The 25,733-nt window shown below is 47.5% G+C and carries 21 protein-coding genes and 1 other annotated feature; of the genes, 12 read left to right on the forward strand and 9 right to left on the reverse strand.

The window, feature by feature from the left end; translation table 11 throughout:
* Nucleotides 1-22: 22 nt before the first annotated feature.
* Entirely contained in the window at nucleotides 23-2,386 is a 2,364-nt protein-coding gene (gene arcB / locus AC3CIC_RS02270; RefSeq protein ID WP_488515247.1) for an aerobic respiration two-component sensor histidine kinase ArcB, read from the forward strand.
* Between the two features lie 87 nt (nucleotides 2,387-2,473).
* On the opposite strand, the gene arcA is transcribed toward arcB, so the two are convergent.
* Nucleotides 2,474-3,193, reverse strand: a complete 720-nt coding sequence (gene arcA / locus AC3CIC_RS02275; RefSeq protein WP_016961729.1) for a two-component system response regulator ArcA — start codon at nucleotides 3,191-3,193, stop codon at nucleotides 2,474-2,476.
* 738 nt (nucleotides 3,194-3,931) lie between these two features.
* Between arcA and AC3CIC_RS02280 the strand changes: the two genes are divergently transcribed.
* On the forward strand, nucleotides 3,932-4,423 hold the full coding sequence (locus AC3CIC_RS02280; RefSeq protein ID WP_016961728.1) for a putative 4-hydroxy-4-methyl-2-oxoglutarate aldolase: 492 nt from the start codon (nucleotides 3,932-3,934) through the stop codon (nucleotides 4,421-4,423).
* 8 nt (nucleotides 4,424-4,431) lie between these two features.
* On the opposite strand, the gene AC3CIC_RS02285 is transcribed toward AC3CIC_RS02280, so the two are convergent.
* Nucleotides 4,432-4,908 carry a hypothetical protein gene (locus tag AC3CIC_RS02285; RefSeq protein WP_488515248.1) on the reverse strand — a complete coding sequence of 159 codons (477 nt, stop codon included), beginning with the start codon at nucleotides 4,906-4,908 and terminating at the stop codon, nucleotides 4,432-4,434.
* A 221-nt stretch (nucleotides 4,909-5,129) separates the two neighbouring features.
* Complete coding sequence (gene aceK, locus AC3CIC_RS02290) at nucleotides 5,130-6,845, reverse strand: bifunctional isocitrate dehydrogenase kinase/phosphatase (RefSeq protein ID WP_016961726.1); 1,716 nt, start codon at nucleotides 6,843-6,845, stop codon at nucleotides 5,130-5,132.
* Nucleotides 6,846-7,087: 242 nt separating this feature from the next.
* Nucleotides 7,088-7,206, forward strand: a sequence feature (Thr leader region).
* Nucleotides 7,207-7,255: 49 nt separating this feature from the next.
* On the opposite strand from aceK, the gene thrA reads away from it, so the two are divergent.
* Genes thrA through thrC form a run of 3 tightly spaced genes read left to right on the forward strand, consistent with a single transcriptional unit; the run spans nucleotide 7,256 to nucleotide 11,957 of the window.
* Nucleotides 7,256-9,715 carry a bifunctional aspartate kinase/homoserine dehydrogenase I gene (thrA, locus tag AC3CIC_RS02295; protein WP_017006923.1) on the forward strand — a complete coding sequence of 820 codons (2,460 nt, stop codon included), beginning with the start codon at nucleotides 7,256-7,258 and terminating at the stop codon, nucleotides 9,713-9,715.
* A 2-nt stretch (nucleotides 9,716-9,717) separates the two neighbouring features.
* Entirely contained in the window at nucleotides 9,718-10,677 is a 960-nt protein-coding gene (gene thrB / locus AC3CIC_RS02300) for a homoserine kinase (RefSeq protein ID WP_488515249.1), read from the forward strand.
* The gene (gene thrC, locus AC3CIC_RS02305) at nucleotides 10,674-11,957 is read left to right on the forward strand and encodes a threonine synthase (RefSeq protein WP_488515250.1); all 1,284 of its coding nucleotides are present in this window, start codon (nucleotides 10,674-10,676) and stop codon (nucleotides 11,955-11,957) included. Before thrB ends, thrC begins: the two co-directional genes overlap by 4 nt.
* Before the next feature lie 78 nt (nucleotides 11,958-12,035).
* Here thrC and grcA read toward each other — a convergent pair whose 3' ends face one another.
* Nucleotides 12,036-12,413: an autonomous glycyl radical cofactor GrcA gene (gene grcA, locus AC3CIC_RS02310; protein ID WP_016961721.1), complete on the reverse strand. Its 378-nt coding sequence runs from the start codon at nucleotides 12,411-12,413 to the stop codon at nucleotides 12,036-12,038.
* A 367-nt stretch (nucleotides 12,414-12,780) separates the two neighbouring features.
* Between grcA and nfo the strand changes: the two genes are divergently transcribed.
* The 3 genes from nfo to AC3CIC_RS02325 all read left to right on the forward strand — a co-directional run bounded on the left by nfo (nucleotide 12,781) and on the right by AC3CIC_RS02325 (nucleotide 15,085).
* Complete coding sequence (nfo, locus tag AC3CIC_RS02315) at nucleotides 12,781-13,647, forward strand: deoxyribonuclease IV (protein ID WP_488515251.1); 867 nt, start codon at nucleotides 12,781-12,783, stop codon at nucleotides 13,645-13,647.
* 49 nt (nucleotides 13,648-13,696) lie between these two features.
* Complete coding sequence (ung, locus tag AC3CIC_RS02320; RefSeq protein WP_016961719.1) at nucleotides 13,697-14,377, forward strand: uracil-DNA glycosylase; 681 nt, start codon at nucleotides 13,697-13,699, stop codon at nucleotides 14,375-14,377.
* Between the two features lie 180 nt (nucleotides 14,378-14,557).
* Nucleotides 14,558-15,085, forward strand: coding sequence for a hemerythrin domain-containing protein (locus tag AC3CIC_RS02325; protein WP_016961717.1), 528 nt, complete (start codon nucleotides 14,558-14,560; stop codon nucleotides 15,083-15,085).
* 122 nt (nucleotides 15,086-15,207) lie between these two features.
* On the opposite strand, the gene AC3CIC_RS02330 is transcribed toward AC3CIC_RS02325, so the two are convergent.
* Nucleotides 15,208-15,390 carry a DUF3545 family protein gene (locus AC3CIC_RS02330; RefSeq protein ID WP_488515252.1) on the reverse strand — a complete coding sequence of 61 codons (183 nt, stop codon included), beginning with the start codon at nucleotides 15,388-15,390 and terminating at the stop codon, nucleotides 15,208-15,210.
* 627 nt (nucleotides 15,391-16,017) lie between these two features.
* Here AC3CIC_RS02330 and AC3CIC_RS02335 point away from each other — a divergent pair.
* Nucleotides 16,018-17,475, forward strand: a complete 1,458-nt coding sequence (locus AC3CIC_RS02335) for an alanine/glycine:cation symporter family protein (protein ID WP_488515253.1) — start codon at nucleotides 16,018-16,020, stop codon at nucleotides 17,473-17,475.
* A gap of 112 nt (nucleotides 17,476-17,587) precedes the next feature.
* Nucleotides 17,588-18,361: a peroxide stress protein YaaA gene (yaaA, locus tag AC3CIC_RS02340; RefSeq protein ID WP_017005827.1), complete on the forward strand. Its 774-nt coding sequence runs from the start codon at nucleotides 17,588-17,590 to the stop codon at nucleotides 18,359-18,361.
* An 84-nt stretch (nucleotides 18,362-18,445) separates the two neighbouring features.
* Here the strand turns inward: yaaA and AC3CIC_RS02345 are convergent, their stop codons facing one another.
* The 3 genes from AC3CIC_RS02345 to AC3CIC_RS02355 all read right to left on the reverse strand — a co-directional run bounded on the left by AC3CIC_RS02345 (nucleotide 18,446) and on the right by AC3CIC_RS02355 (nucleotide 22,250).
* Nucleotides 18,446-19,984 (reverse strand): alanine/glycine:cation symporter family protein, encoded by a 1,539-nt coding sequence (locus tag AC3CIC_RS02345; RefSeq protein ID WP_488515254.1) that lies wholly within the window; start codon nucleotides 19,982-19,984, stop codon nucleotides 18,446-18,448.
* A gap of 240 nt (nucleotides 19,985-20,224) precedes the next feature.
* A complete protein-coding gene (gene srmB / locus AC3CIC_RS02350; protein WP_017004574.1) occupies nucleotides 20,225-21,484 on the reverse strand; it encodes an ATP-dependent RNA helicase SrmB in 1,260 nt (419 codons plus the stop codon).
* Nucleotides 21,485-21,599: 115 nt separating this feature from the next.
* Nucleotides 21,600-22,250 (reverse strand): tRNA1(Val) (adenine(37)-N6)-methyltransferase, encoded by a 651-nt coding sequence (locus AC3CIC_RS02355; protein ID WP_241823959.1) that lies wholly within the window; start codon nucleotides 22,248-22,250, stop codon nucleotides 21,600-21,602.
* 363 nt (nucleotides 22,251-22,613) lie between these two features.
* Between AC3CIC_RS02355 and brnQ the strand changes: the two genes are divergently transcribed.
* On the forward strand, nucleotides 22,614-23,918 hold the full coding sequence (gene brnQ, locus AC3CIC_RS02360; protein WP_488515255.1) for a branched-chain amino acid transport system II carrier protein: 1,305 nt from the start codon (nucleotides 22,614-22,616) through the stop codon (nucleotides 23,916-23,918).
* Nucleotides 23,919-24,022: 104 nt separating this feature from the next.
* On the opposite strand, the gene fldB is transcribed toward brnQ, so the two are convergent.
* Nucleotides 24,023-24,541 (reverse strand): flavodoxin FldB, encoded by a 519-nt coding sequence (gene fldB / locus AC3CIC_RS02365; protein ID WP_488515256.1) that lies wholly within the window; start codon nucleotides 24,539-24,541, stop codon nucleotides 24,023-24,025.
* Nucleotides 24,542-24,735: 194 nt separating this feature from the next.
* Here fldB and xerD point away from each other — a divergent pair, with 194 nt between their 5' ends.
* Entirely contained in the window at nucleotides 24,736-25,632 is an 897-nt protein-coding gene (gene xerD / locus AC3CIC_RS02370) for a site-specific tyrosine recombinase XerD (RefSeq protein ID WP_016961707.1), read from the forward strand.
* The last annotated feature ends 101 nt before the right edge of the window (nucleotides 25,633-25,733 follow it).

Consider the following 25,733-nt stretch of genomic DNA (forward strand, 5'->3'; position numbering starts at 1 on the left):
CTCACGTTGATCAGGAAGTTCAATGAAGCAAATAAAACTCTTGGCGCAATATTATGTCGATTTGCTGGTAAAGCTCGGCATTGTTCGCTTCAGCATGTTGCTGGCACTCGCGCTGGTGGCGCTTGCCGTTATTGTTCAAGTTGGGATCACTCTTTTCCTCAATGGGACGGTGCATGATAGCGATATCGTCCGCTCGGTCTTTTTTGGTCTCCTTATTACACCTTGGGCGGTTTATTTTCTTTCTGTCGTGGTGGATCAGTTGGAGGAGTCGCGTCAGCGATTGACCAAGCTAGTATCCAAACTTGAAGAAATGCGCTCGCGTGATATGGAGCTTAACCGACAACTCACTGACAACATTACTCAGCTCAATCTTGAAATTGAAGAGCGAAAGCGTGCAGAAGAAGCACGCGAAGAGGCGATGGTAGATTTGGAGAATGAGGTTTATCAACGTGAGAAAGCACAGGTGGAGCTTGCCGAGCAGACGGCACTCTTGCGCTCTTTCATCGATGCCTCCCCTGACTTGATTTACTACCGTAACGAAAAAGGGAAATTCTCTGGCTGTAATAAAGCCATGGAAGAATTAACAGGCAAGACAGAAAGCGATTTGGTCGGGCTAACACCTTGGGATGTCTATAGCGAAGATGTGGCGAGCAAGGTCGTCGAAACCGATCAGCAAGTGTTCGATAACAGCGTATCACTCACTTATGAACAGTGGCTGGAATACAAAGATGGGCGCAAAGCCTATTTTGAGCTGCGTAAACTGCCGTTTTATGCACGTGATGGGCGTCGCTTGGGATTGGTTGGCTTTGGTCGAGAGATCACGGAACGCAAGCGCTACCAAGACGCGCTTGAGAAAGCGAGTCAGGACAAAACCGCGTTTATTTCTACCATTAGCCATGAACTGCGTACGCCATTAAACGGCATCGTTGGCCTAAGCCGTATGCTGCTTGATACTAAGCTCTCTGAAGAGCAACTCGGCTACTTGCGTACCATTCATGTCAGCGCGATCACTCTGGGCAATATCTTTAACGACATTATTGATTTGGATAAATCAGATCGTAGCCGACTCTCTCTGATGCCAGAGCCTGTCGACCTGCCTGATTTTGTCTCGGAAATTGATAACATCAGCGCCTTGATGGCTGAGCAAAAAGGGCTGAGATTCAGTCTTGATAGGCTCACCTCGTTACCGGCATCAGTAAAAGTGGATGCTACGCGATTACGCCAAATCTTATGGAATTTAGTCGGTAACGCGGTGAAGTTTACTAAGCAAGGGGCGGTGAATGTCACCGTTAGCTGCGATGTGGAAGATGACACGGCCTATTTGCAATTTGATATTGAAGATAGCGGGATAGGGATCCCTGAAGATGAAGTGTCGAAGATTTTTGCCATGTACTACCAAGTTCAGCAAGGCGAAGACAATTTGCATGCCGTGGGTACTGGCATCGGATTAGCCGTATCACGCAAGCTGGCACGTTTGATGGGCGGGGATATCACGGTAGATACTGAAATAGGCGAGGGCAGCACATTTACTGTTTCTTTGGCTGTGCCCATTTGCGAAGCTGCAGTGAACACGGAAGTGGTGATCGCTGAGCAAAGTCCGCTACACATTCTTTTGGTCGAAGACATTGAACTTAATATCACCGTGGCAGTGAACCTGCTGGAAAGCTTGGGTCATACGGTGACGGTTGCTCGCACTGGTCACGAGGCATTAACCGCCTTCCCAACCGCCCACTTTGATCTTTTGCTATTGGATATTCAATTGCCTGACATGACGGGCTTTGATATTGCTAGACATCTCAGAGACAGTGATGCAGTGCTTCCGCCACTGGTTGCCCTAACGGCCAATGTGATCAAAGACAAAACGGAATACATCCGTAAAGGCATGGACGATGCGATCAGTAAACCGATCAGTGTTGCTGCGGTAACGGGTGTCATTGAACGCTTGGCGTTGCAATGCTTGGCGTTGCAATGCTCAGTCGATCAAGAAGTGATGATTGAGACACGTCAGACAGTGTCAGGAAACGATCTGTTTGATACCTTGTTGGATATCGACATGTTGACTTCCTACGTTGACATAGTTGGCGCCGCGCCTGTTTACCAAAGCATTGAGATGTTTGAGCAGGTTATGCCAGACTACCTTAAGATCCTTGATAGCAACATGATGGCGAAAGATCAGGACGGTATCGCCAGTGAAGCGCATAAAATCAAGGGTGCTGCTGGTTCCATTGGGTTGAAGCACATTCAGAAAGTGGCACAGAAAGCGCAATCGCCTGAACTGCCTGCATGGTGGGAGAATATCACTGATTGGGTTGATGAGATCAAAGAAGGCTACAGTCATGATCTCAACGTGCTCAGGCAATGGTTGGATAATTACCAAGCCAAATAATTAAGGCAAGGGACTGAAATGAAAATAAAAAGGCCTGCAATGCAGGCCTTTTTCATCGGTGTTGATAACGCTAGATGTGAGGGGGAGTTAGATATCTTCTAACTCGCCACAAAAGCGGTAGCCTTCACCGTGAATCGTGGCAATGATTTCTGGTGTGTCACCAAAAGACTCAAAATGCTTACGGATACGACGGATTGTGACATCAACGGTGCGATCGTGTGGCTTAAGCTCACGGCCAGTCATTTTCTTCAGCAGATCTGCGCGAGTCTGGATTTTTCCCGGATTCTCGCAGAAATGCAGCAGTGCACGGAACTCAGAACGTGGCAGCTTGAACTGCTCGTTGTCTGGGCTTATCAGTGAGCGACTGTTGATATCCAGTGCCCAGCCGTTGAACGCGTAGCTTTCAACTGAACGCTTGTCTTCTGGCAGTGCGCCTTGGCTCATTGCACGTGTCAGAAGGTTGCGAGCACGAATAGTCAGTTCACGTGGGTTGAATGGTTTGGTGATGTAATCATCCGCACCGATTTCCAGACCCAGGATTTTGTCCACTTCGTTGTCACGGCCAGTTAAGAACATCAGTGCCATGTCGCCAAGTTCACGCAATTCACGTGCAAGCAGCAGGCCATTCTTACCTGGAAGATTAATGTCCATAATGACCAAGTGAACCTGATTGTTCGACAGCACTTGATGCATTTCTTCGCCATCATTGGCTTCTAGAACGGTATAACCTTCCGCTTCAAAGATGCTTTTCAGCGTGTTACGAGTGACGTGTTCGTCTTCAACAATCAGAATATGAGGGGTTTGCATTGGCGTTACCTAATTTCTTTAAGGAATCTGGTATTAACACTCACAGAGTACTCAGACTCTATGAATAAAAGTTACAAACAGGAAAAGTATATCAAAAGTACTTTGCTTGCCTATTCGGCATACTTCCCTGATACAAACGCCATCCTTAGAGAAGGTGATTGCAGATGCGTTTAAACGCGCTGCATGCTACTAGTCAAATCATTTTGGCCAGCAAATCCTTTGGATAGGGCTGATTGTATTCATTTAACAGCGTGCTAACAATATTTAGTAATAAATCAACGCAACTTTTTTTAATCTTTATTGATATACGTCAATCTCAGCCTTTGTGGTCGCAAAACATGGAATATTGCGCCAAAAAATGTCTCAAATATTACTAGCGAGTTTAATCTATTTCGTACTATTACAACAGGTGTGAAAATTGTGTAACAACTCAAGGGTATCAGACCATTTTGTTTATAGGGGGTCAACCATTTCACTGTGAGAGCGTTGATGAGGGCATCTAGATTGCCCGAAAACGTGCATCGTCACGCACTGAGAACTACTGAGTAAAATCAATGGATTGGCTTTTGATTTTGAACAAAGTATTGCATTAGAGCGTGATGTTAGACGAAGGGTATGGTGCGTTGAGTTGACATTGCGACCTGCAGAAGAAATTCCATTTTGAGGTGAATGACCTTACATAACACTGCGAGGTTGCTACCTTTAGTGTGGTATGGACTGCAACAAGAGGGAAACAGCATGGAAGATTTATTGCCAGATATTAGTGATGCGCACGGTGACGATGTTCATTGGATCCCCGTTCAATGGCGTGATTTTGGCGGACGTTCTGCATTCTCCGGTCGTGTGGAAACATTGAGATGCTTTGAAGACAACTCAAAAGTTAGAGACATACTGGGCAAGCCTGGAGAAGGACGAGTACTGGTGGTGGATGGGCACGGTAATTTAAACAAGGCGTTGTTGGGCGATTTGTTAGCTGAGCGAGCGGTTACCAATGGCTGGGAAGGGATTGTGGTTTTTGGTGCAGTGCGAGATGCAAGTGCGCTGAGCAAGATGCCATTAGGTGTTAAAGCGCTTGGTGTTTGTCCGATTAAGACGGAAAAGCGCGGCGCGGGTGATGAAGATGTTCCTTTGCGCATTCATGATGTGCCGATTTCACCTGGGGATTATTTGTTTGCCGATTTAAACGGGGTGATGGTCAGCCAACACCCCATTGAGTTTGGTGAACAGTAACAATAACGCTAGAAGCGGTATCCGACACCGAGTTGATAGTTAGCTGATGCCGCAGGTTGTTGGCTTACACTGTAGTCAAACTTGGCTTGGAGATTTAGCTTGTCAGTGAGCTTATATTGACTGCTCATGCCCACACTGCCGATGGTCTCTTCGTTGACGCGCTCGGCTTGAACGGTACTGCCAAAGCTCAAAGCATCGTTGAAATTGTATTCGAGACCGCTAAGTATCCCTTTGGCACTAGCGTTGTAGTCGGACTCAGTCGTCATTTCTGTCGCCAGATAGACATTGATTTTTTTGAGAACGGGATAGTGATAGCCAGAGCTTATCGTCCAACTGTCAAAACTTTGGCCACCCGTTGAGATTGAGTGGGAAAACCAAGGATCACGGTTATCTTCCTCGATGTATTCATACAGCGGTAACGAACCCTGCGCGAATGTGAAAAAAGCCACTGATTGCAGGGTAATGGCGAGCAAGATTCTATCCATTTACTACCCTCCCTGATTCGTTTTTATTAGACAGCGTAATCATTCTAGTCCACTCGTCTTAATTTTGTTACCGGACTGTCATGAATTTTTCGCCATTGTTAACTCACTTCTCGAAATGACAACGGCCTTGCGTTGCTGTCATTAAAGGTGGTTAAAAATAAAGCAAATCTTGTGCCCATATAGCGACAATTTTTTGTCAGTGGCTGTTCTTGGTCTCACTTTCAAAGGTTAGAGAAACGTGACTCCTCGCTGTATGGGAACACATCATTAAACTGACCTTGCTGGATATTGGTCTGAAGGCTTTTCCAATATTCCGCATCAAATAAATCTGAATGCAGCTCATCAAACAAGGCGCGGATCTTGGGATTGATCAACAAGAAGGTGCGAAATTCTTCTGGGAAAACATCGTATTCTCCCACGCTGTACCAAGGTTCAGCGGCCATTTCGTCCTCAGGGAAGCGCGGTGGCGGAATGTGTCGGAAGTTCACTTCTGTCAGGTAGGAGATTTCATCGTAATCATAAAAAATGACACGGCTATGGCGTGATACCCCAAAGTTTTTAAACAACATGTCGCCTGCAAAAATGTTCGCCGCCGCCAATTGTTTAATAGCATCGCCATACCCTTGAACCGCCTCACGAAGTTCATCGTCATCCGCCTGCTCGAGATAAATATTGAGGGGGATCATTCGTCGTTCCATGTACAGGTGACGAATGTGAACTTCTTTGCTGGTGAGTTTGATGTTGGATTCAGCAACCTCTAGCAACTCTTTAATGAGTTCATCGCTAAATCTATCTCGAGGAAAGATGAAGTTTCGATAGTCGAGAGTATCTGCCATGCGACCCACGCGGTCGTGTTCTTTAACCAGCTGATATTTTTCTTTTACAATGGCATGCGTGACGTCTTTTTGCGGGGCGAATTTGTCTTTAATGATCTTAAATACGAAGCCATATGAGGGGAGGGTGAACACGGACATCACCATGCCCTTAATGCCGGGCGCGACAACAAACTGATCATCTGAGCTGTCAATATGTTGTAGAAACTCGCGATAGAGTTCAGTTTTACCGTGTTTCTGACAACCTATCGCTGTGTAGAGTTGTGCGGGTGTTTTGTGTGGCATCAGCTGATTGAGAAAATCGACTAATGCGGCAGGTGCTGGCGCGTAAACCATAAAATAAGAACGCGCGAAGCCAAAGATCACGCTGACATCATCAGAGTCGGTGATGCAGGCATCGACATACAATTCACCCTGCGAATTGACAAGAATGGGTAAAACCAACGGGCGAGTCTGATTCGCCATATCAATGCGACCAATCAAGTACGCGGCCTTGTTGCGGAAAAAAGGCTCACGGATCATGTCGATGGTGACTTCATTGGTCAGTTGGGGTCCTAAACGTTGCTGCATGGCCTCAACAATACGATGGACATCGCGTGCTTTATTGACCCAAGGCAGCGTGAAGGGGGTGTCATCGAGAATGCGTTCGACAGTTTGGATCAAGTTTTTTTGAGAGGGATAGCGTTTTAGCAAAGGTGTGGGGTACTTAGGAATTCGTCCTCCCTGTGAGCTATTCACAAACAGTTTGTCACGGCGAATATTTCGGTGGTCGAACATACGACAATACACAGAGTTAAAGAAGCTTTCTGCAATGTCATAGCGTGGGTAGTCATCCAGCAGATGGCTGTAGGATTCTTTGACTGCCATAAGGAAAGATCGAGTCGCGTGCTGTTTATCCAACATGGTTTTCAATTGCTGGCTAACCAGTGCCACATGGTGGTCATAAAAATTGATGCGGGTTTTTAAAGCGCTTTGCACATTTTTCCAGTCGCGCTGCTCAAAACGTTCTTGTGCGCCTGCAGTCACATCCAAAAATCGACCATACATAGCGTCTGAGCCCTGTAATATAGTCTGCGCAACCAATTCCTCCATTTCAACCGCCATGGTTCCCTCCTTTGTTATTGCTGCTTTTCTGCTCAATTTAATTCACTATGTCGTGCTCTTTTCACAATCGCAAGCATCAAGGGGCGGAATGCTGCGCTTTCTCATCTTTTAATTGTGTTAATTTAATCTTGCGAATTATGGCGTTTTTTTGATAGATAACTTAAATTTTTGTTGACCTGATACCCTGCATTGAGTAAAGGTTATAAAAACGCAGCACGGAAGGTCCAAAGCGATGCTTCATACAGTCGGCACTACAACCATTATCACCATTATTACCATCACCATGGGTGAAGGTGCGGGCTGACATGCACAGAAATTTAAAAAAAAGCCCGCACTAAAAAGATGTGCGGGCTTTTTTTTCGCTTATTTGTTATTGAATTTTCGGGTTCAGGAAGGAGTTGGAGGTAAGGATGCGAGTTTTAAAGTTTGGTGGCACATCATTAGCCAATGCGGAACGTTTTAGCCGCGCAGCAGAAATCATCACAAGCAATACCTGTCAGGGTGACGTGTCAGCGGTATTATCTGCGCCGGCAAAAATCACGAATGCCTTAGTTGATGTGATTGATCACACAGTGAAACATGGCGAAGCAGACAGTCAGGTTGCACTGATTGAGTCGATTTTCTCGGCACTGTTTGACGGTCTTGCCGAAATGGAAGCGGATTTTGACAAAGCAGCGCTGTATGTTGAATTAGCGCGCTCAGTTGATCAGCTTAAGCAATATATTCACGGCATTGCGTTGCTGGGACTGTGTCCTGACAACATTTATGCACGCATTATCAGTAAAGGTGAGCGTCTCTCTATTGCCACCATGTCAGCGTTGCTACAAGCACGTGGTCACAACACCTTCGTGATCGACCCTGTTCACTACCTTCAGGCTAAAGGTGATTACCTTGAAGCCATGGTGGATATCGAAGTTTCTTCTGACAACTTCAGCAAAGAACCTATCCCAGCGAAACACATTGGCTTGATGCCGGGCTTTACGGCGTCGAATGAGCAAGGCGAATTGGTGACCTTGGGCCGTAACGGCTCGGATTACTCGGCAGCCGTTTTGGCCGCATGTGTGCGTGCAGAGTGCTGTGAAATTTGGACTGACGTGGATGGTGTTTATAGCTGTGATCCCCGCCTAGTACCAGATGCACAACTATTGAAATCATTGAGCTACCAAGAAGCAATGGAACTGTCTTACTTCGGTGCGAAAGTCTTGCACCCGAAAACCATTCTTCCTATTGCTCGCTTTCACATCCCATGCCTGATTAAAAACACGGCAAACCCTCAGGGTGCAGGCACCTTGATTGGTTTCGACAACGGTGAAGACAACCTTGCAGTAAAAGGCATCACTACCTTGAGTGAGCTGAGCATGGTTAACGTGTCTGGCCCTGGCATGAAAGGCATGGTAGGCATGGCAGCACGTGTATTCGGCGCCATGTCAGCAGCGGGCGTTTCTGTTGTCTTGATCACTCAGTCATCGTCTGAATACAGCATCAGTTTTTGTATTGAAGCGCAAGACAAGCCACTGGCACAGCGTGCACTGCAAGAGAACTTTGAACTTGAGCTAAAAGACGGTCTGCTTGAGCCTGTCGATTTTGTCGATGACGTCGCGATTGTCTCATTGGTGGGTGATGCGATGCGCACTGCGAAAGGGGTGGCATCTCAGTTCTTTACCTCTTTAGCGGAAGTGAACGTCAACATCGTCGCGATTGCACAGGGTTCTTCTGAGCGCTCTATTTCGGCGGTTATTCCGGACAACCGTGTGTCGGAAGCCGTGAAAGCGTGTCACGTGAACCTATTTAACAGTAATCACTACCTTGATGTATTTATTGTTGGCGTTGGCGGTGTGGGCGGAGAGCTGGTCGAGCAGGTGAAGCGCCAGCAGAGCAAATTAGCAGGCCAAGGCATTATCATTCGAGTTTGCGGGTTAGCAAACAGCCGCGGCATGTTGCTAGACAGCAAAGGTATTGATCTTGACAACTGGCGCGACGAACTGACAAACATCAATGAACCGTTTAACTTGTCTCGCTTGGTGAGTTTGGTGGAGCAAAACCACATCATCAACCCCGTGTTTATCGACTGTACCTCTGATCAATCAATTGCTGATCAATATGCAGATTTCTTGTCGGCAGGTTTCCATGTCATCACACCGAACAAAAAAGCCAACACCGCGAGCATGGCTTATTACCAACAGCTGCGTAAATCTGCGCGCGCAAGCCGTCGTAAGTTCATGTACGACACCACAGTAGGTGCTGGCCTGCCTGTTATTGAAAACCTGCAAAACCTCATCTCTGCGGGAGATGAGCTTGAGAAGTTCATGGGTATCCTGTCCGGTTCACTGTCTCATATCTTCGGTAAGCTCGATGAAGGTCAAAGCTTTAGTGAAGCAACCTCTGTTGCCCGTGATAGCGGCTTTACCGAGCCAGATCCACGTGACGATCTCTCGGGGATGGATGTGGCGCGTAAGCTATTGATCCTTGCTCGTGAAGCAGGCATGAACCTTGAACTTGAAGATGTTGACGTTGAGCCTGCATTGCCACCGGGTTTTGACTCATCTGGCGATGTTGATGCCTTCATGGCCAAGCTGCCAGAAGCTGACGTTTACTTCAATAAGATCGCAGCGGAAGCGCGCGCGGAAGGCAAAGTGCTGCGCTACATCGGTTGTATTGATAAAGGTCATTGCTCGGTGAAAATTCAAGCCGTCGATGCTGATGACCCAATGTTTAAGATCAAAGAGGGTGAAAACGCACTGGCTTTCTACAGTCGTTATTACCAACCAATTCCATTGGTATTACGTGGTTACGGTGCAGGTACTCAGGTGACTGCGGCGGGTGTGTTCGCTGACTTGATGCGTACACTTGGCTGGAAGCTGGGAGTGTAATCATGAGTGTTGTTGTTTACGCGCCGGCGTCTATCGGCAACGTGAGTGTTGGGTTTGATGTTTTAGGGGCAGCAGTCTCTCCAATTGATGGCTCTCTACTCGGTGATCGTGTCATGGTCGCGGATGGCGGAAATGTGCCATTCACTCTCCATTGTGTTGGCAGCTTTGTTGATAAACTGCCAGCGGATCAAGAAGAAAACATCGTTTATCAAAGCTACCTTGTTTTCTGTCGTGAGATGGAAAAGCGTGGCGAGCCTGTTCGCAACATCGTCATGACGCTGGAAAAGAATATGCCGATTGGATCCGGTTTGGGTTCAAGTGCATGTTCTATTGTGGCGGCATTGGATGCGATCAATAAATTCCATGATGAAGCGCTCGATGAAACCACACTTCTTGCTCTGATGGGTGAGATGGAAGCGGCAATTTCAGGCAGTTTGCACTACGACAACGTCGCGCCGTGTTACTTGGGTGGCTTGCAACTGATGGTCGAGCAGATGGGCATCATTAGTCAGCAAGTGCCTTGCTTTGATGAATGGTATTGGGTGATGGCGTATCCCGGCATTAAAGTGCCTACCGCCGAAGCACGAGCCATTTTACCCGCGCAATATCGTCGCCAGGATGTGATTAATCACGGTCGTCATCTGGCAGGCTTTATCCATGGCTGTTACTCTGGTCAGCCGCAATTGGCAGCGAGTATGATCAAAGATGTGGTGGCTGAACCGTATCGCGAAAAATTGCTGCCGGGTTTTGCGGATGCAAGACGTTATGCACAAGAAGCTGGCGCGCTAGCAACCGGCATCTCTGGTTCTGGCCCGACGCTGTTCAGTATTACCGATGACAAAGAGATTGCTGAGCGTGTCGCCAAGTGGTTGCAAGACCACTATGTTCAAAATGAAGAAGGATTTGTCCACATCTGTCGATTGGATGTGAAGGGATCGACAGTGACAGGAAGTGAACTATGAAGCTTTACAATATCAAGGAAAACGACGAGCAGGTCTCATTCGGACAGGCTGTAAAACAAGGGCTTGGCCGTAATCAAGGCTTGTTCTTCCCAAGTGAATTACCAAAATTTGATGACATTGATGCGCTGCTAGACAAAGACTTTGTCACACGTAGCAGTGAAATCTTGTCAGCGCTTATCGGCGATGAACTAACGCCAGACACTGTGCGCAGCATGGTCGAAAACGCGTTTCAGTTCCCTGCATCCGTCGAAAAAGTCACTGACACCGTTAGCGCGTTGGAGCTGTTCCATGGCCCTACGCTGGCGTTCAAAGACTTTGGCGGCCGTTTTATGGCGCAATCACTCGCGGCTGTTTCTGACGGTGGCAAAGTGACTATTCTGACGGCCACGTCCGGTGACACAGGAGCGGCAGTTGCCCATGCATTTTTTGGCATGGAAAACATCAAAGTGGTTATCTTGTACCCGAAAGGCAAGATCAGCCCGCTGCAGGAAAAACTGTTCTGTACCCTAGGTGGTAATATCCACACCGTGGCAATCAACGGCACGTTTGATGATTGTCAGGCCATGGTAAAAGATGCGTTTGACGATGCAGAGCTTCGCGCTGCTATTGGCCTTAACTCAGCAAACTCAATCAATATCAGCCGCTTGATGGCACAGATTTGTTACTACTTCGAAGCGGCATCACAGCTGACGAAAGCGCAGCGCGAAAACCTCGTGGTTGCCGTACCAAGTGGTAACTTCGGTAACCTCACTGCAGGTTTGCTGGCGAAAGCGATTGGCTTGCCAATTAAACGCTTTATTGCCGCGACCAACGTAAATGATACCGTGCCACGTTACCTAAAAACGGGTGAATGGACGCCAACACCAACTATCGCCACGTTGTCTAACGCCATGGATGTGAGCCAGCCAAACAATTGGCCGCGTATCGAAGAGCTATGTCAGCTGCAAGGCTGGGGCTTGAATGAGTTGGGTTCAGCGGCGGTAACCGATGAAGAAACGGCAGAAACGTTGAAAGCGATGTTTGATGCGGGTTATCTGTGTGAGCCACATGGTGCTATCGCATACCGTGCGTTGAACGAGCAACTGCAAGAGGGCGAGCATGGCCTGTTCCTTTGTACGGCACACCCTGCGAAATTCAAAGAGTCGGTGGATGAGATCTTGGGGCTAGACATTCCGTTGCCGGGTCCTTTGGCGAAACATGCCGTGATGGATTTGTTGTCAGTGGAGCAAGATGCAGAATTTGCACAGCTTCGCGCATACCTGATGAAGGTAGCTGGCTGATAAGCCTTTGCTGAAAAATAAAAAACCGGCCAATTGGCCGGTTTTTTCATTCTAGCGATTTGTATATAGAAGTATCTATTACAGAGAGCTAGTGAAAGTACGTGCGATAACGTCGCGTTGCTGCTCAGTGGTCAGCGAGTTAAAGCGAACAGCATAACCTGATACACGAATCGTCAACTGTGGGTACTTTTCTGGGTGCTTAGCAGCATCTTCCAGTGTTTCACGCTTCAGGACGTTAACGTTCAGGTGTTGGCCACCTTCAATTTTCGCTGGTACTTCAATCGCGATATCGCGGCTTTCGTACTCACCCAGATCGGCGGCTGGGATAACTTGGTCTGCTTCGAAGCCTGCTTTAGCAGCGATGCAACGTGCTTCATTGGTCTCGCTGTTCAGCAGCCAGATAGAATTCAGTAGGTCGTCGTTAGCGGCTTTCGTGATTTGAATACCAGTGATCATATTCTTTCCCCTTGATAGGCTTGGTGGTTTTAATTTTCCATCATTTGATGAGCTGGGTACTTGTATACCTTACTATCCGTAAGGTTATTTTGATTTTAGTCAAAATACAATCAAAATATGCCCAATTGTCGCCTTTGATTTCTTGCGCTTAATCAATAAAAACTTAACTATCTGTATTTAAAACAATTCGGTAACAAGCTAAAGATTGGCCAAAAATTACATTTGTAATTTTATTACTACATTTTGATGGGCGGTTTGCGGTAAATATTCTGCTTTTATCTTGGATTAAGTAACTTAAACTGTTGTCAGTTACTATACCCAAGCAACCGCAAGATGCTTGTTTGGGTAAAACAAAGTGAGAAATGTTATGAAATTTATTGGAGCGCATGTTTCGGCTGCAGGAGGGGTAGATAAAGCACCCATGAATGCTGCTGAAATTGGCGCTAACGCGTTCGCGGTGTTTACCAAGAATCAACGTCAATGGCAGGCAAAACCGTTAGAGACCTCGACCGTCGCAGCGTTTAAGGCGAAATGCCAAGCATTGGGCTTTGTGCCCGAAGCAATTCTTCCCCATGACTCGTACTTGATTAATCTGGGTGCGCCAGAAGAAGACAAGCTGATTAAATCTCGCGATGCCTTTATCGACGAAATGGAACGCTGCCAAACCCTCGGTCTGCCTTTGCTTAATTTTCATCCGGGTAGTCATCTGAAAAAAATCAGCGAAGAAGCGTGCCTATCGTTGATTGCTGAATCCATTAACCTTGCCCATGACGCGGTGCCAAATGTGGTTGCTGTTATTGAAAACACCGCAGGGCAGGGAACCAACATGGGTTGGTCGTTTGAGCAACTCGCTTCGATCATCTCGCAGGTGAGTGACAAATCTCGAGTGGGTGTCTGCATCGATACCTGCCATGCCTTTGCTGCAGGGTATGATCTGCGAACACACAGTGCTGCCGAGGCGACATTTGCGGAGTTCGATCGTTTAGTGGGGGTTGATTATCTGCGTGCAATGCACTTGAACGATTCGAAAACGCCGCTTGGTGGTCGCGTGGATCGTCATCAGGCGCTGGGAGATGGTGAAATTGGCCTACCGTGTTTCGAGGTGATCATGCAAGATCAGCGCTTCAACGGGATACCGCTTATTTTGGAAACCATAAAGCCAGAGCGTTGGGCAGATGAAATACGCTTGTTACGTCAGTTTGAGGCTGCGGCAACAGCGCCTGTTGCTATGTAGCGACGGTATAGCACGCTTAGGTTCGTAAATTCACACACGCGAGGTCAGCATGACGCAGTCAGTCACTTGGGATGACGTTATTGGTCAGGAAAAAGAACAAGAGTATCTAAAACAAACGTTGGATACGGTCGCACAGGCGCGAGCACAGGGGAAAGTGATTTACCCACCCCAAGAAGATGTCTTCAATGCTTTTCGTTTCACTGAGTTTGCTGATGTCAGTGTGGTGATTTTGGGGCAAGACCCTTATCACGGGCCTAATCAAGCGCATGGCCTGTGCTTTTCTGTCCTCCCGGGCATTAAAACACCGCCGTCTTTGGTGAATATGTATAAAGAGCTAGAACAAGATATTGAAGGCTTTACTGTCCCTGATCACGGCTATTTGAAAAGCTGGGCGGATCAAGGGGTACTGCTCTTGAATACCGTCCTCACGGTGGAGCAAGGTAATGCGAATTCGCACGCGCACTTGGGATGGGAAACCTTTACGGATCGCATCATTGATGCTGTGAATCAGCATCGAGAGGGTGTGGTCTTCTTGTTGTGGGGAGCACATGCACGCAAAAAAGGGAGAGCGATTGATCGCACTCGTCACCATGTGCTTGAAGGTCCTCACCCGTCACCACTGTCAGCTTATCGTGGATTTTTTGGCTGTAAGCATTTTTCTGCCACCAACACTTTACTGGAAGAGATGGGTAAATCACCGATTAACTGGCAACCTTCTCTTGATAACTGATAACTGATAACTGATAGCTAAAGCACAACAATATTGCCCGCATTCGTGAAACGGATCGCGGGCTATTTTTTTGCTCAATCCGCGCCAGACATTAACTGAACAAAAAATGACCATGCGCAAGTTCTCATTATTCGGGAGGTTTAGACTGAAAGGGTCGAGTGAATGAAGAAAGGAGGCGCTATGTTAGTAGCAAGCATTCATAGAGATCACAGTAACATAAGCCGATTGCTTAGATTACTTACCCAAAACTTGGGAGCTATTCGTGATGAGAAGCCTGTGAACTTTGGGCAGATCCGCGACACGGTAATGTATTTGCAGGAGTATGCGGAAAAATACCATCACCCGAAAGAAGATCTGATCTACCACTATTATGTCTCGCATTATGACGATCACGAAGGTGTTGCAAAGCTGGATGCTGAGCACGAGGAATTGGCAGTACTCACAGCGGAATTCGCTGACACGGTTGAAATGATATTGATGGATGCCGTCATCCCGCTCGATCTGTTCGCGGACAGACTCAACAAGTTTGTTGAGCAGCAGCGCAGTCATTTGGAGTTGGAAGAAAGTTCTGTGCTGCCAGCCATTGAGAAAACGCTGACGACGGATGACTGGAACTCTTTGCAATCGCAATGGGAGGAAGAGGAGCAAGATCCGCTGTTTGGTGAGCAAGTGGCGGTGCGCTTTAAAGAGTTGGCTGCCGCGCTATAAATATCTCATCAACACCGTTATTCAAAGACAATAAAAAGGCACCGAGTGGGTGCCTTTTTCACGATTCCGTCTAGCGCACAATCCTGTGCGTGGGAGGGTTAGAAACCAAATGGGTATTCAGCCTAAAGCTCAAACTCGCTGCTGCTGAAGTCGACGAGCATATCAATATCTTGAAGCTCTCTACGCAGGCGCTGTTGGTCTTTCAGCGCTTCAATCTCTCTCCATTTCCGTTTAGCTTGTTTAGTGCGTCCACCACGTTGTGGTCGTTCTTGTTCGAAAATGTTGTCAAAGGCAAAGCTATCCATAAATTCACCTCGTTATCCCTAGCGGTTACTCATTAAGTATCAAACCTTTCATAAAATAAAATTGAAGTGTTTCTCATTTGTTACACCTCGGTGAAGTTTTCATGAGAGGTCAATCACTATTATAAGTGCGTTGTACAAAATGCGCGCAGTTGCAGTGCGTTAGTGTGCTTTGGTATCGGTTATTGCAAGCGGTTGCGAGGAATGCGCGAAAAGTCCTGTCATAGCAATAGACTTGCACCACAGACAAAACAGTCACAGTGTGAGAACGCGAGAAACAGAGGCGTTATTTTCTTGGGGAAATGTTTCGTTTATGTTGATGGAATGCATATTTATTGACTTCTCAACACCTTGTGACGCAATAAATATCACAGTATTATGAGTATTGGTTCATATTGATTTTTAGGTTGGCAACCTTCATCATCTCGCCTCAAATGGCGGGAACCCTCCGCAATACCAAGACACAAACAACACTTTTTTGGAGTTTTGAACCCTTTTCTTGTTCAAAAGCTCCTCATCTATTTCGACCGACGCGAGCATGTTCTAGTGTTTGTTGGTTGTTTCAAATCGCACGCTCCAATACGGAGACTTAGTCGCTGCGAGAATGTTTATGCGTAAAGAGAGGTAGGCGTGGTAAGTCTGATTAATTTTTTGAACGATCTCATCTGGGGATCGGTGCTCATCTATCTACTTATCGGTGGCGGGATCTTTTTTACATTGCGTCTTGGCTTCATCCAGATCCGTCATTTTGGCCACATGTTTAAGGTGATGAAGAATAGCCGCAAGTCAGATAGCGAAGGTATTTCCTCCTTCCAAGCACTTTGTACTAGCCTCGCAGCCCGTGTGGGTACGGGTAACATGGCTGGTGTGGCTGTTGCGCTAACGCTAGGTGGCCCTGGTGCTATTTTCTGGATGTGGCTAATTGCCATATTGGGCATGGCGACAGCGTTTGCTGAGAGTACGTTGGCGCAGCTTTACAAAACCCGTGATGATGACGGGAACTTCCGAGGCGGCCCTGCTTACTATATGGAAAAAGGGCTGGGTATGCGTTGGATGGGCGTCGTCTTCTCCATCTTGCTTATCGTGGCTTTTGGTCTGGTATTTAACTCTGTTCAAGCTAACTCAATCACGCAAGCCGCCTACGTTGCCTTTGGTTTCGACCCACTTTATGTAGGGATTGCACTGGTTCTGATGTCTGCGTTTGTCATCTTCGGTGGCATTCGCAAAATTGCCCGCACGGCGGAATTGATTGTGCCTGTGATGGCGACGCTCTACTTGCTGTTGGCCTTCTACATCATGCTGACCAACCTAGAGAAAGTACCTGACGTGTTCGCGTTGATTTTCCGCAGTGCATTTGGGTTAGAAGAAGCGGCATCAGGCGCATTGGGTTACACCATTGCGCAAGGCATGGTGCAGGGCATTAAACGTGGTTTGTTCTCAAATGAAGCGGGCATGGGCTCAGCGCCGAATGCTGCGGCCAGTGCCACACCGTATCCTCCTCATCCTGCATCACAGGGCTATGTTCAGATGCTGGGCGTGTTTGTCGATACCATCGTGATTTGTACTGCGACAGTCGCCATTATCTTAATGTCAGGCGAATACATGCCGGGCAGTGAGATCACGGGTATTGAACTGACGCAGCGTGCATTGTCGAGTGAAGTGGGCGCGTGGGGCGAGATTTTTGTGGCCGTCGCCATTTTCTTCTTCGCGTTTACCTCGATTATTGCTAATTACTCTTATGCAGAAACGAACCTGATTTTTCTGGAACACAACCACAAGGCGGGCTTGAATGTCTTCCGCATGATTGTGCTTGGCATGGTGATGTTTGGTGCGATGGCTGAATTGCCTGTGGTGTGGATCATGGCCGACACCTCCATGGGGCTAATGGCGATTGTCAACATGGTGGCGATTTTGCTGCTGTCCGGCACGGTCGTGAAATTGGCTAAGGATTATAATCAGCAACTCGATAGTGGAAAAGTACCGACCTTCAATAGCCAGCATCACCCAGAAATGCTCACTCAAATTGAGCCGGGCGTGTGGGGTAAACCGAACGAGAACGTATCGGAAAGCCTACCCTCTAAGGGCTGATTGATTCGGTTTCACCAATGACAATGATTGGAAAAAGCCATGCGGCATCGCGTGGCTTTTTTTGTGCCTAATGGTACTCTTTCGTTAATAACAGTTTGAAGGGAATAACATTATGTTGATTGTGGTCTCTCCAGCCAAAACCTTGGATTACCAATCACCACTGGCGACGGAGCGTTTCACGCAGCCCGCGTTGATCGAGCATTCACAACAACTGATTGAAGTGTGTCGTCAACTAACGCCGGCTGATATCGGCAGTTTGATGAAGGTGAGCGATAAAATTGCAGGTCTCAATGCCGCGCGCTTTTCAGAATGGTCACCGACATTCACCCCAGACAATGCGCGTCCTGCGATTTTGGCGTTTAAAGGGGATGTGTATACTGGCCTTGAAGCCGAAACCCTGAGTGACGAAGACTTTAGTTGGTCGCAAGATCATCTGCGGATGCTTTCGGGCCTGTATGGTTTGCTGAGACCATTGGACTTGATGCAGCCTTATCGCCTTGAAATGGGCACTAAGCTCGCGAACGAGCGTGGGAGTAACCTCTATCAGTTCTGGGGTGACATCATCACAGGTGAGCTTAACGAGGCTCTGGCAGCACAAAACGATACGCTATTAGTCAACTTGGCATCGAACGAATACTTTAAGTCGGTGAAGCCTGCCAAGTTGAAAGGGCAGATCATTACACCTGTTTTCAAAGATCGTAAAAACGGTCAGTACAAAGTGATCAGCTTTTACGCCAAGAAAGCGCGCGGCATGATGGCGCGTTATATCATCGACAACCGTATTGATTCTGTTGAAGGCCTGAAGGCGTTCGATATAGCGGGTTACTGGTTCAGCGCAGAAGAATCTAACGACAAAGAGTTGGTGTTCAAACGCGAAGAGCAGTAGCGCTTTTGATGTCGATGTTAGGCAATAAAAAAAGGTTAGCTTTCGCTAACCTTTTTCGTTTTGTCTGCTGTCTTTACGTCTAGATTACGCCGTGGGATTTACAGGTTTACCTGAAACACTTTCCGCTTCGTTATCTTGGGTTCGACGTGCCAGACGTTGTTCCCAGTAATCGGCATTTTTGATACCCAGCTTAACAGGATCGAACGTGTACTCTTCCACCCCGTCTTTTTGCTGGCGCTCGTAATCGCGAAGTGCGACCAGAGCAGGTCTGCCTAGGAAGAAGATAATTAATAGGCCTGTGATGTTCAGCCATGCCATCAAGCCTACGCCAACATCACCCATTGCCCAAGCAAGGTTTGCCGTTTTGACGGTGCCATAGAAGACTGCCGACATCAGAACCAACTTCAGTACAAACATCATGCCCGATACTTTGAAGGTACGACGGATGTACGCGATGTTAGTTTCTGCAATGTAGTAGTACGCCAAAATGGTGGTGAAGGCGAAGAAGAACAAAGCAACAGCAATGAAGGGTTTGCCCCAGTCAGGCATGGTGCTTTCAATGGCCATTTGCGTGTACACAGGACCATTCGCGGCAATATCCGCTGCAATGTTCTGAACGATGAAGGCTTCGCCTGCACCGTGCACGTTGTATGCGCCAGTGATCAAAATCATAAACGCCGTTGCTGAACATACCAGCAGGGTATCAATGTATATTGAGAACGATTGCACCAAACCTTGTTGTGCTGGGTGTTGCACGTTAGCGGCAGCGGCAGCATGAGGACCCGTGCCTTGACCTGCTTCGTTCGAGTAAACCCCGCGCTTAACACCCCAACCGATGGCTGCACCAAAGCCGGCCATTGGCGTGAAGGCATCACCCACGATCATCGCAATGATGCCCGGGATTTCAGTGATGTTCAGCAAAATGATGACGAACGCGATGATGATGTAAGCCAGTGCCATGAACGGCACAACCACTTGGGTAAAGTTTGCAATACGCTTAACGCCACCAAAAATGATGAAACCAAGCAGGATAGAGATGATGGCACCTGTGATGATTTTGGCTGTGCTAAATGTGCCCAGTGCCGTTTCAATCATCTCTCCAGGACCAAACGCGGCTTCCATTGCGTTACCGATACTGTTTGATTGAACGCCTGGCAGCAATACGCCACATGCGAAGATAGTGGCGATAGCAAAGATCCATGCATACCACTTCTGACCCATGGCTTTTTCTATGTAGTAAGCCGGACCACCACGGAACTCTCCGTTGTCTTCTTCTTTGTAGATTTGCGCCAGTGTTGATTCGGTGTATGCCGTTGCAGCGCCTAGGAACGCGACGACCCACATCCAGAAGATGGCACCTGGACCACCAAAGCCGATAGCTGCGGCCACACCTGCAATGTTACCGGTACCGACTCGACCCGACAGTGAAACGGCGAGTGCTTGAAATGATGAAATGCCCTTGTCAGAACTTTTGCCAGAAAGCAGTAGGCGGGTCATTTCTTTGAATTGACGAACTTGCACAAAACGCGTCGCGATGGAGTAAAACAGACCTGCACCTAAACATAGGTATATAAGGACTGGACTCCAGATGATGCTGTTTAAAAAATCAACAACAGATTGCATTATAAGATCCCTTTAATGAAAAGTATTGAACAGGTTAATTGTTATCCAGAGGCAGGGTAATCTCAAAAAGAGCTGTATTGTTAACATTTTGTGTTAATAATGTGGCGCTTTGTGAGCCCGATCTTCAGCCTGTATTCCCTTGGCTGATTAGCATTTTTTGCTGCGAGTGATCGCAAGGAACAAAAAAAGGAGGCTTTCAGCCTCCTTTTTTAACGTTATTAGGATGTAAAATCTATTTATTTACGATTTATCCGTTGTTTTCGCTGCTTTTTTCGCCACTTTCTTTGCTACTTTTTTAGCTTTAGCTTTTAAGACCTTCTTCGGTGCTTTGACTTTTTTCTTCTTGAAGGCAGGCTTTTTATGCGACGGCTTCAAACCTTCGATATGGCGCTCTTTGACGTCTTCATTCATGTAACGACAAATACGATCCATCATGGCTTGATCGTGTGCTTCGACCAGCGAAACGGCATTCCCTTTTTTACCCGCGCGCGCAGTACGACCGATACGGTGCAAGTACACATCCGCTTTGCGTGGTAAATCAAAGTTAATGACGTGGCTGATGTTTGGTACATCGATACCGCGCGCGGCAACATCTGTTGCGAGCAGGAAGTTGATCTCACCGCTTGAGAATCGCTCAATCGCATTGGTGCGTTTGGCTTGTGCCATTTCACCTTGGATCCACGCACAGCTTATCTTCTGTCTGGTCAGTTCTTCGCGAAGGGCAGCAAGACGCTCACGGGTTTTCACAAAGATGATCGCACGGTTGGCTTGATCTGCCAGAATGGATTTCAACAATGCGTATTTGTGGTTCATGTCATCACAGCGGTAATACCACTGGGTGATTTTTTTGCGTTCGCGGCGAGGCGGCTCTGCGGTCACTTCGACAGGATCGGTCAGCAGCGTCTCTTTAAAGCCCTGAATGCCTTTGCCTTCGAGCGTTGCTGAGAACAGCATACTTTGCTTACGCCAGCGACATTCATTTGACAGACGCTCAACGGCAGGGCCAAAGCCCATGTCTAACATGCGGTCGGCTTCATCGAGCACCAAGCTTTCAATGGCGCGGCAATCAAAGCGTTCGCCTTCTACATATTCCATCAAGCGACCTGGTGTTGCCACCACGATATCTTGTGTTTTACCTAGAATTTCGGCGTGTTCTTGATAAGAAATACCACCCGTAATGGTGATAATTTTTAAATCTGTGTTTTTCGCCAGCGCACGTGCTTGGTCTGCGACTTGGATCGCCAGCTCACGAGTTGGAGTGAGGATCAGTGCGCGTGCAGGGCCTGGGTCTTGGCGCGGGAAGTCCAGTAAGTGCTGCAACAAAGGCAGCACAAATGCTGCGGTTTTACCTGTTCCGGTTGGCGCAGACGCCAATACATCACGGCCATCCATACCATGAGGGATCACGTCAGCCTGGATAGCGGTTGGTCGCTCGAAGCCAATGTCATCCAGCGCCATTAGCAGTTTAGGATCCAGTTCTAGTTCTGCAAAAGTTCGCACGCGTTGTTTCTCCACTCAAAGTTAGGGGGCGGATTATATACCCAAACATCCTCAAGATGCATCGTTCAACGAGATTAACTGACATAGATAGTTAAGATAATTTCAAGTGCGGCCATCACATCTTGAGGTAAAAATCTTTTGTTAGTGCCACAAAGTCGTCTGAATACGCGCCATTCTCTTGGATCACCAGCGTGGTTTGCAGGCATTTTTCCTGCTCTACAGGCGAAAAGGTGATGAGTTTTCGGCTCACTGGTTTAGTCGATGTGGGCTTTACCGACGTTACCCTTTGGCAATACAAACCGTAATGAATCGCTTTCGTGATCAATTGTTCGGCTTCCACTGAGGGTAAGATCAAATGCGCATGCCCGTTCGGGAAAAGGTGCGTTTTTATCACTTTTAATAAGCTGTCATGAGAAAGCGTGTCGGTATGACGCGCCATCGCTCGCTTCGAATCTGTCGCTTGTTCCCCGGAGTTGAAGTAGGGCGGATTGCAGATAATGGTGTCGAATTTGACCGCGTCCTGCCATTGCGTAATGTCTTGGTGCATGACAATGATGCGTTTGTTCCAAGCAGATTGTTCTGCATTGAGACGCGCGCTCTCTACGGCTTGTTGATCAATGTCGAGGGCGGTGATGTGGGCGTGAGGAAATCGTTGCGCCATCATCAAAGACAGTAAACCTGTTCCCGTCCCAATATCTAACACGTTGTCGCGATTTTCGGCGTCAGCCCAAGCGCCAAGCAGCACGCCATCAGTACTCACTGGCATGCCACAGCCGGCGTTATCAATCGAAAACTGTTTGAATTGAAAGCCTTTACTCACTTTATCTCCGCCACGTGATTATCTTAAATTGCTCAAAAAATAGATGATAATGTTGCTGTGTTGTTACTGTTTTTGTGTGCCATATTCTTTTGATAGTTTTGGTTAGTGAGTAATTATTGGCATTTAATACTTAATTTTTATTATAAATTGAATTAATAGCCTGATTTTTACTGCCCTATTGTCTGCATGGTGAAACTTCGTCATTATCCTGTCTACACGGTAAAGCTCAGTAAAAAAAACCAAAAGGCTAACCGATTGATTACACGTATTGGCAAATACACATCTGCAAACACACATAGGTAGTAAATAGTGAAAGAGAGTTTAAAGGTTAGCGACATACTCGCGCTAGGTTTTATGACCTTTGCGTTTTTCCTCGGGGCAGGCAATATCATTTTCCCACCGCAAGCAGGCTTTCTTGCTGGTGATCATACTTTTTCTGCCATGCTGGGCTTTTTGACCACGGCAGTGGGCTTGCCTCTTATCGGTATTATTGCCGTCGCTGTTGCTGGTGGTGGTTGGAAAGGCTTAACGCGTGATCTTCCAACGTCAGTAGCAACACTGATGGCTGTGCTGATTTTCATCATCATTGGTCCTGCATTTGCGGCGCCTCGTGCGGGCCTCGTTGCCTATGAAATGGGCTTTAAGCCGTTTTTGACCGATGCAGGTCAGTGGGAACTATCATTGTTCTCTGTGGTGTTCTTTGCCGTTGCAATGTTCTTCTCTCTGTCTCAAGGCAAACTGATTGATACCATTGGTAAACTACTGACACCGGCATTGTTTACGGCATTGGTGGTTCTGGCGATTGCTGTTGTGGTTAATCCGCAGGGCGATGTGGCACCAGCGCAAGGCGCGTATGTTGATCAAGCATTCGCAACGGGTTTCCTCGAAGGCTACAACACCATGGATACCTTCGCGGCACTGATGTTCGGTATGCTGATTGTTGATGTGATCCGTAAGAAAGGCATCACGTCTGACACAAAAACCTGCAAATACCTGATTTATGCTGGCGTGATTGCCGCGACAGGCTTGGCGTTTGTTTATGTTTCTCTGTTCTATCTCGGCGCGACAGCAACGGGTGTGGCAGCAGGAGCGGCGAATGGCGGTGCGATTCTGTCGGCGTATGTGATGGCGTTGTTTGGCCCTGCCGGTCAGATCATTTTGTCTGCGATTATCATTCTGGCGTGTTTAACCACGGTCATTGGTTTGGTGTCAGCATGTGCGGATTACTTCAGCACTTTAGTGAAAGTCTCTTATCGTCAATGGGTTGTGATTTTGTCAGTGGCGTGTGCCATTGTGGCAAACGTTGGTTTGACCCAATTGATTGCGATTTCAGTACCTGTATTGTTTGCACTGTACCCTGTTGCGATTGCGTTGATTGCGCTGACCTTCCTGCGCCGTTTCATGCCTAATCCTGCACTGGCTTACCGAGTGGTATTGGGTGTGTCACTGGTATTTGCATTGTTGGATGCGGCGAAAGTGGCGGGTATGGATATGTCTTTGCTTAAAGCGCTACCATTGTTTAACTTTGGTATGGCATGGCTGTTGCCAACCATGATTGCGACAGTGGCTGTTCGTTTTGCACCCGCACCGAAAGGCGAGTCGTCTCACGCCTAAGTGATGTGATGTATGCGTTGAAGCGTTAGTTTTCAGCGTCAAAAAAACCACCGCATGCGGTGGTTTTTTTATGCCGAAAAGAGGGCTGTGATTGGGCGCTAAAATTAAAGCAAGGCTTGGTATTCGGTGAGCACTTTTTCACACCAAGTGGCGATGCGCTCATCACTTAATTCGTATTGACTGTCTTCATCTAGCGCTAGGCCGACAAAGTGCTTTCCATCCTCGGTCAGGGCTTTGGATGCGTCAAAGGTGTAGCCTTCAACAGGCCAGTAGCCAATGAAATTCAGTCCGGTTGGGAGCAATTGATCGTGAAGCAAACCCATGGCGTCAAGGTACCATTCTGCGTAGCCTTCTTGGTCGCCCAATCCAAACAGTGCCACGGTTTTTCCTTGAAGTTTAAGCCCTTCAAGCTGGTCCCAAACCGCTTCCCAGTCTTCTTGCAGTTCACCAAAATCCCACGTGGAAATGCCCAGTAACAGGAGATCGTACTGGTTCATATCGCTCACGGGGGCGTCTTTGATGTTGTGAACGTCCACTAACTCGTCACCCAAAATATCACGGATCTTTTCCGCGGCCATTTCGGTGTAACACGTCGTCGAGCCATAGAACAAACCTATCTTCATGCCTATTTCCTGCTGTTGCGCTTGGCGCGATTTTACCTGTCACGGGGCGGCTTCTCTACCCCAGAGTTTACTCATCGCGCTATCTTTGCTGAACAAATACTCGTGAAACACCTTAAAACACGGGCTACGCTTGCATTCATAGTAAACTGAGGTAGTTTGAAGAAAGCAAAATTGCGTCGTTAAGTGAGTGAATCGTGGAACAAAATACCAGTTTGGTTGAGCAGTTTTTAGATGCGATGTGGATGGAGCGAGGGCTGTCAGAAAACACCTTGATTTCCTATCGCAATGATTTAATGAAGCTGTGCCATTGGTTATCGCAAGATAATGTGCAGCTAACAACGGTCACGACCCCCACTTTGCAGGATTATCAGCACTGGCTATTTGATCAAGACTTTAAGCAGACGAGCCGCGCTCGTATGTTGTCCGCCATGCGTCGCTTGTTCCAATATCTTTATCGTGAAAAGCAGCGTGAAGACGATCCCTCCGCCACCTTGATCAGCCCCAAGTTGCCGAAACGCTTACCAAAAGATCTCTCCGAAGAACAGGTGGACGCTTTGCTGGATGCGCCTGATACGGATGATATGCTGGAACTGCGCGACAAAGCCATGATGGAACTGCTGTATGCGACGGGACTACGTGTCACTGAATTGATCAGTTTGACCACGGAAAACGTCAGCTTGCGACAAGGCGTTGTGCGAGTGATCGGTAAAGGTGGCAAGGAGCGCTTGGTGCCAATGGGGGAATCGGCCATTGATTGGCTAGAACACTATCTTGCTCATTCCCGACAAGGATTGCTGGGAGAGAAAACGTCCGATGTGTTTTTCCCTAGTCGTCGCGGGCGAATGATGACCCGACAGACTTTCTGGCACCGTATTAAGTTTTATGCCGCGTTGGCAAGCATTGATAGCGAACTGCTATCGCCGCACGTATTACGCCATGCATTTGCGACGCATTTACTCAATCACGGTGCTGATTTACGAGTGGTGCAGATGTTGCTCGGGCATAGCGACTTGTCGACCACTCAGATCTATACGCATGTGGCGACTGAGCGATTAAAACAATTGCACCAAGAGCATCATCCTCGGGCATAATAGTATATTTAACCGTGGTCATAAGGCGGCTGTTAAAATGGCTTGGACGGTTTTAAAACAGTGGGTGGAAAAAATATTTTTGCCTATTCAGGGATTTTTTT

This window comes from Enterovibrio sp. QJM3NY_24 (assembly GCF_057786035.1).